The sequence below is a fragment of the Streptomyces sp. CO7 genome (assembly GCF_053474865.1).
In genome coordinates this window covers 432,630-443,009 of the sequence record NZ_JBRIOU010000006.1, presented here as the reverse complement: position 1 = coordinate 443,009, position 10,380 = coordinate 432,630, and the positions used below count along the sequence as shown (strand labels likewise).

Below are 10,380 nucleotides of genomic sequence, written 5' to 3'. Positions count from 1 at the left end.
GGGCCCCTTCGTCAACGGGTTCTTCTGCTCGCGAGGTCATACACGGGCATGATCTCCCACAACGTAGGTCCTGTACAACGGAGTTGTCGGCCGGAGCGCGGTGCCGCAGGGCGCTGGGCGGAGGGTTCGCCGCCGGGCGGTCCACGACCGTCCGCTACCCGGCCAGGTCCAGCCACGCGCGGTACCGACGAGCACGGTGTGTGGCTCTGGGGCCCGGTCGGCACGTCCGCTGCGACGTCGCCACGCCCTAGCAGTGGCCGAACCCGTCCGGGGTCACCATGGTCGACCTGGCCCTCGACGTGTGCCAGGACCCGTGCGACGGGGGCGGTCTTCGCCGACGACGAGGAGGGACCCTTCGGCGGCCGACCAGGGCCGCTCCCTCGACGAAGCGCGGTTCTCCGGCCTGCGGAAATGACCAAGTCCCCTGCTATTGTGCGCCGATGCCAACGATCAAGCAGTTCCAGGTGACCTTCGACTGTGCGGAACCCGCACGCCTCGCCGGCTTCTGGTGCGAGGTGCTCGGGTACGTCGTGCCGCCGGTTCCCGCGGGGTTCGACACGTGGGAGGACCACCACCGCTCTCTGCCGCCCGAGGAGCAGGTGATCTACTTCGCGTGCAGTGATCCCTCGGGGGTGGGCCCGCGGCTGCTCTTCCAGCGCGTGCCCGAAGGGAAGGTCGTCAAGAACCGGGTGCACCTCGACGTGCGGGCCGGTACCGGACTCGTGGGTGAGGAGCGCCTGGCGACGCTCGAGGCCGAATGCGCACGGCTGGTCGAGCTCGGCGCGGTGCACGTGCGGACGATGCGTGCCGACGGCGAGAACGAGTCCTGCATCGTGATGCAGGACATCGAGGGCAACGAGTTCTGCCTCGACTGATCACTTCGGCCGGCCCGGTGGCCGGTGGGTGACGTGCGGCGACTGTGCCGCGTAGGCCGCCCCAGGCGCATCGCCGACCCGTCGGCGGGATCAGGCGTCACCATCCGGCAGGCTAGGGCGTCCCGGACTGCTGCCGGGCGGCGGCCAGGGTGGGGTAGTCGGTGTAGCCGAGCTCACCGCCTGTGTACATCAGGCCCTGGTCCCGTACCTGGTTGACCGGGGCTCCCGTGCGCAGACGCTCGACGAGGTCGGGGTTGGCGAGGAAGGCGCGGCCGAGGGAGATCAAGTCGGCTCCCGCGGCGAGCAGCCGCTCGCCTGCCTGCCTCCCGCCGTCGGCCGGCAGCGGCTGGCCCCAGCCGAGGACCGGGTTGGCGATCAGCGTGGTGGGCCAGATGCGACGTACCTCGTGAAAGAGCCCCTGCTCCGGGTCGGCGAAGACGACGTGCAGGTAGGCGAGGCCGACCTCGGCAAGGGCAGCCACGAGTGCCGGGTAGATGTCCTCGGTGTCGCCCTCCTCCATGCCGTTCACGGTGACTCCGGGAGAGATCCGCACGCCGACCCGATCGGGGCCGATCGCGTCGGCGACCGCACGGGCCACCTCGACCACGAAGCGGATGCGGTGGGCGACGGGACCTCCGTAGGCATCGGTGCGCCTGTTCGTCCCCTGGGCCAGGAACTGGTGCAGGAGGTACCCGTTGGCGGCGTGCACCTCCACCCCGGCGAAGCCCGCGTCGACGGCGTTGCGGGCGGCGGCGGCGAAGTCCGCCACGGTGCCCTCGATTTCTTCAGCGGTCATCGCGCGCGGTGTGACGGCAGGTTGCGGCCCACTGGGGGTGTGGACGGGCTCCGGGAGCGGGACGGGCGAGGGGGCGACGGGAGTGTGTCCGCTGGTGTCGGGGTGGCCGACCCGGCCGCCGTGCTGCAGTTGCAGGAACATCCGGCCGCCCGCCGCGCGTACGGCGTCGGTCACCCCTCGCCAGCCGGCCACGTGCCCGGCATGGTGGATGGCGGTGATGTTCGGGTACGTCTGCCCCACAGCGTTCGGGGTGGAGGCCTCGGCGACGATCAGTCCGGCCGAGGCGCGCTGGGCGTAGTAGGTGGCCATGACCGGTTGCGGGACTCCGCCGGCGTCGGCGCGGTTGCGGGTCATGGGAGCCATCACCAGGCGGTTGGGAAGGTCCAGGCCGCCGAGGCGGGTGGGTGCGAAGAGCATCGATTCTTCAGCTGTGTTCGTCATGCCGGTACGGTAAAAGTTGACACCAACGGCAAGTTCAAGCCCTGGATCGGGCGCGGCGTGCGGGGGACGAGGTGACGCGATGCGGATCGGTGAACTGGCACGGCGCAGCGGGGTGAGTGAGCGTTCGCTGCGCTACTACGAGACACAGGGCCTGCTGAGGCCCGAGCGCACGCCGGGCGGCCACCGGCACTACGGCGAGTGGGCCGTCGACCGGGTCATCCGCGTCCAAGCCCTCTACGCGGCAGGGCTCAACAGCAGGAAGATCGCGCAACTGCTGCCCTGCATACGCGACGTGGACGGCGCCCCGAGCGAGATCGCCACCCGCAGGCTGGTGGACGACCTCTCCGCCGAGAGGGCCCGCATCGATCGCATGGTCGCCGACCTGCTCCTCTCCCGGGACATCCTGGACGAGGTCATCGCCACGGCCTCGGCCGCGCCCCACCTGCGGCAGTGAGGTCCCGGCCGGGCACGGCCTCGGCGGAGCGGAGGGGTACGTGGGTCGTCGCCACTCGTCACGACAACAGGGCGTACGTCCTCCACGGCACCGTCACCCCCGCAGCGATCCGGTTCCCACTCCGCCGATGATCCGCCGGACGGAACCTATGGGGCGTCGACCAGGGTGCGGCCGGTGGTGGCGCCCGCGGTCAGGGCGCCCGCGTAGAAGGACTCGACGCGGGCCTGTTCCGTCGCGTTGGGCACCGCGTTGGTGCAGCTGGTGCCCGCGCTGGAGCCGGACATCAGCTGGGAGCACGGGCCGGGCTTGGTGTCGGGCAGCCCCAGGCTGTGGCCGAGCTCGTGGGCCGCGATGCGGGTCTTGTTGTACCCCTGCGCCACGGCCTGGCTGCCGAGTTCGACCCGTACCTGGCCGCCGGGACGCACCGGGCCCAGGTACGCCTGCGGCCAGCCGGTGGTCGCGACGATGACGATCTCGGCGCGGGTGCCGGCCGGGGCCTCGACCAGCTGGACGTTGTCGACGTTCCGGTTCCAGGAGGCGACGCCCGCGGCGATCGCCGACTCCCAGCCGGCGGCCCGGCTGTCGTCGTAGCGGAGCGTCACCGCCGCGGCGGCGCGCGCCGTCCCGGCCGGTGCCGGGGCCGCCTGCGCGGCGGTCGTCGCGGCGAAGGTGAGCGCTGCGGCGACGCCGGCCGCCTTGAGCCACGAGAACTTCTGCATGGCTGTCCTTTCGGTCACGGGTTCCGGCCCTGTCCGGAACCGGGGTGGGGGGTTGCGGCACCGCGCCGGCAGGTGACCTGCCGTCAGTCCCGTCGTAGGTTCTCCCAGGGGCCCCAGGACACTGCCCAACCGGGCCGATAGGTCATGCTCATGTCAGCGAGGTCGGCCGGAAAGCGCCCACCCGCGGTCACGAACCGGCCGCAGGGTTCCGCATGTGCGGTCCACGCGGCGAGAGGGGGAGCGCCCCCGCGGGGAACCAGTGGTGCCGGTGGGCATGGCCACCCGCCCTGGGAGGCCCTTAGGATCACCGCAGGCAAGGCCGTAGCGCAGTGGTCGTCGCACCCGAGCTCCACGCTGGTGGACGTCGGTTCGAATCCGACCGGCCTTGCCGTCCACGTGGTGCGGGGAAGAGTCGGCCGGGGGAGTGGGGGAGCGGGATGAGCACGACCACGCCCGTGCGCTGCCCGGCTGGAGGGGCCGGGACCGCGGAGCGCGCAGCCGGCGCCCGCCCCGGCCTGCGGGTGGTCGAGGGCGTCGACCGGTGATCGGACAGGACCCCGTGGACACGTCGAGCTGGCGGCGGGTCCGCCGCTACGCCGTGCCGCGCACGATGATCGAGCGCGCCACCGAGCGACGCCTGGCGGGCGACTGGGCCGGCGCCTGCGCGGCTGCCAACGCCGACGTCGGCCTCGACCTGCGTGACGTCGCCGCACGGCACGGCGCCGATGTCGCCGCCGCCGTGGAGGACGACCTGCGAAACCTCGTCCCGGACCTGATGCGCTGGCACCTGCCGCGCACGCTCGGCGGGCGGACCACGCTGGCCACCGACGTGGCCGTGCTGCTCTCCCGGCACACCTCGCGCACGGACGGGCCGGTCTTCCTGTACGTCCTCACGCCCGCGACGATCGACGGCCCGCAGCGTCTCGCGCTGCGCCTCGGGTCGCCGCAGGCGGAACAGCGGCCGAGGGCCGGGGCGATCACCTGCGAGGACTGGTCGGCGGCTCGTCACCTGTGGGACGTGCGGCACACCGCCGAACTGCGGGAACGCTGCGGCGGCGGCCCCGACCGACCACCCTTCATGGAGGCCGACGGCACCCCTCGTGATCCGTCCCTCCTCCCCGTCGCGGACCCCGGCGACGGCCCGGGCGTCGACCCCGCGGCGCGCACCGAGTGGACGGTGCTGCTGCAGGAGCAGGAGCGCACGGCCGAGGCGTTCGCCGCGGCGGGCATCCCGCTGGACGGCGCACCTCCCCGGTTCCGGCTCGCCCCGCACCTCCTCACCCTCACCCGGCTGGCTGACGAACTCCAACGGCTCGCCGCCCAGCTGCCCGGGCGCCGGTTCCGGCTCGACGCCGGTTGGCGCGGGACGCTGTTCCTCGAGCAGGCGGACGGGCCCGGGGACGCGGTGCGCGCGCGGGTGGCCGAACCCCAAGGCGACGCCCCGCCCCTGCCCCGGTGGCTGCACCAGCCGCTGCCCGACCTGCAGTTGCTGCGGGCCGGCCACCTCACCCCTGCCGCACTCCACCCACTGGTGGGCGCCTCGCTGTTCCCCGCGCTCCCCGTCCCCGAGGGGCCGCCGGGTCCACGTACGCCGGAGCCGGTGCGCGTGAGGTGCGGTGGGGAGTGGCACGAGGTGGTCTCCCGCGGTGGGCGGCTCGACATCCCGCACGGCGAGCACGAGCAGCCGCCGGAGCGTGCCGCCTGCGAGATCCCGGCCGACTGCCGCTTCCCGGCCAACTGCCGCCGCCTGCCCGCGCAGCCGCGGCCGGCCGACTGCTTCGCGGTCCGTGAGGCGTGGACGACCGGGAGGGGCCGGCTGCCGAAGGCGCTGCGGGTGCAGCGGGCCGAGCTGTTCCAGCGGGCGCAGCACGGTGACACGGCGGGTGTGCTCGCGCTGCTGGACGCCGGTGTCGACCCGCGCGTGCGGGACGGCGGGCGCCGGAGCCTGCTGCACGTCCTCCACCTGCTCGACCACGAGGCGCTGCTGCCCCGGCTCGTCGAGGCGGGGCTCGACCTCGAGGCCCAGGACTGCCGGCAGCGGACGCCGCTGTACGCGGCGGCGTACGCGGGGGGCTCGCCCGCCCTGGTGCGGACGTTCCTCTCCATGGGCGCGCGCATCGACGCGGTCGACGACCGTGGTCTGACGATGGCCCAGGTGATTCGTCCGTACGGGCGGAGCGACCTGGCCTTCCTGTGCGAACGCGTGGAGCGGGAGCACCCCCACCGCGGCAGCTGGTGGTCGGGGATGACGCCGGAGGAAGAGCCCGTCTGGAAGCGGCTGGGCCTCAAGAGGTAGCCGCGGGCCGAGCAGCGGCCGAGAGCCCTGTCGGCGGGCCGAGGAACGGTTCCGGACAGTTCCGGCCCGTCCCGCCCCGCCACCCTTGACCCAGACATGCCACGCGCTCACCATGAGCGCCACCGCACCCGCACGTCGTACGCGCACGTCGCAACGCCCCGCTCCACTCCCTCAGGCCGGACAATCCCGGTACTCCCGGAGAACCAAGGAGACTTCATGCGACTCCGCCCCCACGGCACGGGCGCCCGCCACCGCGGACGCACCGCCGCCCTGGCCGCCCTGCTGGCCCTGGCGCTCGCCGCACCCGTGTCGGCCACGGCCGACGACACGCCGACGGCGACCGCCGCGTCGGACGCGGCGGACGAGGTCCGCCAGTACGAGATCACCCTGCACTCCACCCCCGAGGACCGTGCCGCCCTGCAGCGGGCAGGGGTGACCGTCGACGAGGTGCACGGCCACGGTGTCGTCGTCTCGGGCCGCGCCGACCAGATCAGGAAACTGCGCTCGCTGGGCTACGACGTGATGCCGCTCGGCTCGGTCCCCGACCGGTCCGCAGGGCAGGACGACGTCCGCCCCCTCGACTTCCCGACCGCCGACGCGCGCTACCACAACTACGCGGAGATGACGGCCGAGATCAACGCGATCGTCCAGGCCAACCCGCAGATCGCCTCGCAGCGGGTCATCGGCACCTCGTACCAGGGGCGCAACATCGTCGCCGTCAAGATCAGCGACAACGTCGCCACCGACGAGGCCGAGCCCGAGGTGCTGTTCACCCATCACCAGCACGCCCGCGAGCACCTCACCGTCGAGATGGCGCTGTACCTGCTGCGTGAGCTGACCGGCGACTACGGGACCGACTCGCGGGTCACCAGCATGGTGAACGGCCGCGAGATCTGGATCATCCCGGACCTCAACCCGGACGGCGGCGAGTACGACGTGGCCACCGGCTCCTACCGCTCCTGGCGCAAGAACCGCCAGCCCAACTCGGGCTCCAGCTACGTCGGCACCGACCTGAACCGCAACTGGGCCTACCGCTGGGGCTGCTGCGGCGGCTCCTCCGGCTCGACGTCCTCCGACACCTACCGCGGCACCGCCGGCGAGTCGGCCAAGGAGGTCAAGGTGGTCGCCGACTTCGTGCGCGGGCGCGTGGTGGGCGGCAAGCAGCAGATCAAGGCGGGCATCGACTTCCACACCTACAGCGAGCTGGTGCTGTGGCCCTACGGGTACACCACGGCCGACACCGCGACCGGTCTGACGGCCGACGACCGCAGCGCCCTCGCCACGGTGGGGCAGAAGATGGCCGCCAGCAACGGCTACACCGCCGAGCAGTCGAGCGACCTGTACATCACCGACGGGTCGATCAACGACTGGCTCTGGGGCACGTACAAGATCTTCTCGTACACCTTCGAGATGTATCCGTCGTCCAGCTCCGGCGGCGGGTTCTACCCGCCCGACGAGGTGATCGACCGCGAGACCTCCCGCAACCGGGACGCGGTGCTGCAACTCCTGGAGAACGCGGACTGCATGTACCGCTCGATCGGCAAGCAGGCGCAGTACTGCGCCTGACGCGGCCCGCCGGTGGCTTCGCGGCCCCGCCGGTGGCTTCGCGGCCCCACCGCGTGCACGACGCGGTGGGGCCGCGGCCGCCCTGGCCTCAGTGCTGCTTGGCCAGCCACTCCTCGAAGGTGGTCGGCGCGATGCGGGCGTCCGGACCCGGCAGCATCACCTCACCGGCCATCTCCGTGCCGAACAGCCCCGTCCAGGTCGGCACCAGCCGGACCGCGCGGCCCCGCGCCTGATGGGTGCGCCGGGCCATGTCCACCAGGTCCTGCGGGTCGGGCCCCGCGACGTCCCGGTACTGCCCCTGCGGAGCGCCGGTGGCGATCTCGGCGAGGATGTCCGCCACGTCCTGCGGAGCGATCGGGCGCAGCAGCAGCGGGGCGACGGTGGCGACGCCGTCCTGCTCCGTCCACCCCGTCACCATCTCGGCGAAGTCGTGGAACTGGGTCGCCGGGACGATCGTCCAGGGCACCAGGCCCTCGGAGACGAGGCGTTCCTGCTCCCGCTTGCCGGCATAGTGCGCGTTGCCCTCGACGCGGTGCAGACAGGCGATCGAGAGCAGCACGTGGTGCCGGACCCCCGCCCGCGCCTCGGCGGCGAGCAGGTTGCGGGTGCAGGTGCCGAAGAACGCGACCGCTTCGTCACGGTCGGCCGCGGGACCGTTGGTGGCGTCCACGACGGCTTCGACACCGGTCAGGGCGGCGTCGAGGCCCTCCCCGGTGGTCAGGTCGACGCCGAGCGAGCGGCTGATGCGCACGACCTCGTGCCCGGCCTCCTCCAGGGCGGCGACGGTCAGGGCGCCGATGTTGCCGGTCGCGCCGGCGACGGCGATCCGCATGATGGGCTCCTCCGTGTCAGGAGTGGTGGATGGTCTCGCCGGTGATCCCGGCGAGGACGTCCAGCAGCCGGTCCTGGACGTCCAGGTCGTAGGCGGCCGGATTGGCCCGCAGGGAGACGCGGTGCTTGAGGTACCGGCCGGTCACCAGCGCGTCCGGCTCGTCGGACGAGGCCAGCCACACCTGGGTCTCGGCGCCGTCGGGCAGCGCGTCGGTGGCGTTCGGACCGCCCATCCGGGTGCGCACCCAGCCGGGGTCCACCGCGTTGACGACGACGTCCGGCCACCGGCGCGCCAGGGCGAAGGCGAGCGCCACGTCCATGAGCTTGCTGTCGGAGTAGGCCTGCATGCCGTCCCACGCGCGCTTCGCGAACGTCAGGTCGCCGAAGTCGAGACGCCCCGCGGACTCCAGCCCCGAGGTGAGCAGGACCAGGCGCGCCGGGCGGGGCGAGAGGGCGGTCAGCAGGTAGGGCGCCACCACGTTGACCTGGAAGATGTGCTCCAGCCCGTCGCCGGTCGTCACCCGCTCGGAGGCGCCGCCGCCCACACCCGCGTTGTGGATCACGGCGTCGAAGGGGCCCGCCTCCGCGGCCGCCGCGGCCAGCGAGCGGGTGCTCCCCAGTGAGGCCAGGTCGCCGGTCAGCACGGCGGCGGCGCCGGGCAGGGAGGCGCGCAGCTCGGCGGCGCGCCGGTCGTCGCGGGCGTGGACGACCACCCGGTGCCCGGCGTCGATCAGTGCCCGGGCGGTCTCGTGGCCGATGCCCTGGGCCGAACCGGTGACGAAGACGCTGCTCAAGGTGGCCTCTCCCCGTGACGGAGCGGCGACTGCCGCTCTTGACGATCCGTCACCCACCCTACGAGACTCCGACGGTGACCGAGCCGACCCTACCCAGCCTGCCCTTCCCGCTCACACCGGAGGGCGGGCCGCCGTGCGTGTTCGAGACGTCCGGCGGATCGCTGCGGCTGACCGGACAGGCCGGCACCGACCTCTTCCTCGACCCGGCGGGCGGCGGCACGCCCCCGGACGCCGGCCGGCTCGCCGGCGTGCCGCCGGAGGGCGACTTCAGCCTGGCGGCCCGGGTGCGGGTGGAGTTCGCCTCCGCCTTCGACGCCGGCGTGCTGCTGGTGCACGCGGCCGAGGACCGCTGGGCCAAGCTCTGCTTCGAGTACTCCCCGCAGAAGACCCCGACCGCGGTCACCGTGGTCACCCGCGGCACCTCCGACGACGCCAACGCCTTCGAGGTGTCCGGCGACACGCTGTGGCTGAGGATCACCCGCTCGGGCCGCGCCTGGGCCTTCCACGCCTCCACCGACGGACAGTGGTGGCGCCTGCTGCGCTACTTCTCCCTGCACGAGCACGAGCACGAGGCGGACGCCCGGCGCACCACGGTCGGCTTCCTCGCCCAGTCGCCCACCGGCCAGGGCTGCACCGCCTGGTTCGAGGACGTCACCTTTACGCCCTCGGTCCCCGCCGACCTGCGCGACGGTTCCTGAGAGGGCCGCGTACGCGCAGGTGAAAGTGGTTTGCCGGGGTGATCGCGGGCCGGTTAGCGTCACCGCGTGACCCCGACACTGCGCACCGCCCGCCTGCTGCTCGAGCCCTACCGCCGTGAGGACGAGGAGGACTTCGTCGCCCTCTTCCTCGACGAGAGGGTCTCCCGCTGGATGGGCGACGGCCCCGAGCCCGAGGCGGAGTACCGCGCGCTGTTCGGGCGGGTCTTCACCAAGGTGTACGCGCAGGAGCTGTTCGACGTCTGGGCCGTGCGGCAGGACGGGCGCCTGGTCGGGCACGCCGAGATCAAGCCCAACGAGGAGCTGGGCGGTCACGAGATCATCTACGCCCTCGCGCCAGGGACCTGGGGCTCGGGCCTGGGGCGGGAGCTGGCCGCGGCGATCGTCGCCCACGGCTTCGGCGCCCTCGGCCTCACCGAGGTGCACGCCACCGTCGCCGAACCGAACACCGCCTCCCTGGCCGTGCTCGGCAAGCTCGGCTTCGAGCACGTCCGCGACGTGACCGAGGACGACGGCTCCGTCACCCGGGTCCTGACCTGCCGCGACACCGGCCGGTAGGCCCGCGGGGACGGCACGGCCGGGCCCGCGGGGACGGCACGAACGCGAGCACGTACGACTGGGGGGAGCCGCGCCAGGAGCTCCGCGCGCGCAGGTCCCGGACGTAGGCGGCCTGGTGCCTGGGCGGGAGAGGCACTAGCGTCCGGCGGGGCACATGTGTAGTACCGATGCGGCAGGGGCCCGCGACCAGGCGGGTCCGCGCCGCTCTGTCCGCTCTCCCGTACGAACGCAGGAGCCGTACATGCTCAAGAGACGATTACCGCGCCGCCGCTGGTTAGGTCTGCTGCTCGCCCTTCCCCTGGCCGTCACCGGCCCGTTGTCCCTCCCCGCCGCC

10 protein-coding genes and 1 tRNA gene are annotated in these 10,380 nt (G+C 73.1%); 7 read left to right on the top strand and 4 right to left on the bottom strand.

What is annotated here, in order from left to right; genetic code table 11:
* The first annotated feature begins 440 nt into the window (after positions 1-440).
* A complete protein-coding gene (locus tag ACOV8S_RS23565) occupies positions 441-875 on the top strand; it encodes a VOC family protein (protein ID WP_448320057.1) in 435 nt (144 codons plus the stop codon).
* Positions 876-987: 112 nt separating this feature from the next.
* Here the strand turns inward: ACOV8S_RS23565 and ACOV8S_RS23560 are convergent, their stop codons facing one another.
* The gene (locus ACOV8S_RS23560; RefSeq protein WP_448320056.1) at positions 988-2,112 is read right to left on the bottom strand and encodes an alkene reductase; all 1,125 of its coding nucleotides are present in this window, start codon (positions 2,110-2,112) and stop codon (positions 988-990) included.
* A gap of 79 nt (positions 2,113-2,191) precedes the next feature.
* Here ACOV8S_RS23560 and ACOV8S_RS23555 point away from each other — a divergent pair, with 79 nt between their 5' ends.
* A complete protein-coding gene (locus ACOV8S_RS23555; protein WP_448320054.1) occupies positions 2,192-2,566 on the top strand; it encodes a MerR family transcriptional regulator in 375 nt (124 codons plus the stop codon).
* 146 nt (positions 2,567-2,712) lie between these two features.
* On the opposite strand, the gene ACOV8S_RS23550 is transcribed toward ACOV8S_RS23555, so the two are convergent.
* Complete coding sequence (locus ACOV8S_RS23550; protein WP_448320053.1) at positions 2,713-3,285, bottom strand: snapalysin family zinc-dependent metalloprotease; 573 nt, start codon at positions 3,283-3,285, stop codon at positions 2,713-2,715.
* A gap of 315 nt (positions 3,286-3,600) precedes the next feature.
* Between ACOV8S_RS23550 and ACOV8S_RS23545 the strand changes: the two genes are divergently transcribed.
* From ACOV8S_RS23545 to ACOV8S_RS23535, 3 genes are all read left to right on the top strand, one after another.
* Positions 3,601-3,673: transfer RNA gene (locus ACOV8S_RS23545), tRNA-Trp, on the top strand.
* A gap of 171 nt (positions 3,674-3,844) precedes the next feature.
* Positions 3,845-5,581 carry an ankyrin repeat domain-containing protein gene (locus tag ACOV8S_RS23540; RefSeq protein ID WP_448320052.1) on the top strand — a complete coding sequence of 579 codons (1,737 nt, stop codon included), beginning with the start codon at positions 3,845-3,847 and terminating at the stop codon, positions 5,579-5,581.
* 216 nt (positions 5,582-5,797) lie between these two features.
* Positions 5,798-7,147 (top strand): M14 family metallopeptidase, encoded by a 1,350-nt coding sequence (locus tag ACOV8S_RS23535; protein ID WP_448320050.1) that lies wholly within the window; start codon positions 5,798-5,800, stop codon positions 7,145-7,147.
* A gap of 88 nt (positions 7,148-7,235) precedes the next feature.
* Here ACOV8S_RS23535 and ACOV8S_RS23530 read toward each other — a convergent pair whose 3' ends face one another.
* Together ACOV8S_RS23530 and ACOV8S_RS23525 are read right to left on the bottom strand one after the other, a co-directional pair.
* Complete coding sequence (locus ACOV8S_RS23530; RefSeq protein WP_448320048.1) at positions 7,236-7,979, bottom strand: SDR family oxidoreductase; 744 nt, start codon at positions 7,977-7,979, stop codon at positions 7,236-7,238.
* A gap of 16 nt (positions 7,980-7,995) precedes the next feature.
* Positions 7,996-8,772 (bottom strand): SDR family NAD(P)-dependent oxidoreductase, encoded by a 777-nt coding sequence (locus ACOV8S_RS23525; protein ID WP_448320047.1) that lies wholly within the window; start codon positions 8,770-8,772, stop codon positions 7,996-7,998.
* 74 nt (positions 8,773-8,846) lie between these two features.
* Between ACOV8S_RS23525 and ACOV8S_RS23520 the strand changes: the two genes are divergently transcribed.
* Both ACOV8S_RS23520 and ACOV8S_RS23515 read left to right on the top strand, forming a co-directional pair.
* Positions 8,847-9,470 (top strand): DUF1349 domain-containing protein, encoded by a 624-nt coding sequence (locus ACOV8S_RS23520; protein WP_448320046.1) that lies wholly within the window; start codon positions 8,847-8,849, stop codon positions 9,468-9,470.
* Positions 9,471-9,536: 66 nt separating this feature from the next.
* On the top strand, positions 9,537-10,046 hold the full coding sequence (locus ACOV8S_RS23515; RefSeq protein ID WP_448320045.1) for a GNAT family N-acetyltransferase: 510 nt from the start codon (positions 9,537-9,539) through the stop codon (positions 10,044-10,046).
* The last annotated feature ends 334 nt before the right edge of the window (positions 10,047-10,380 follow it).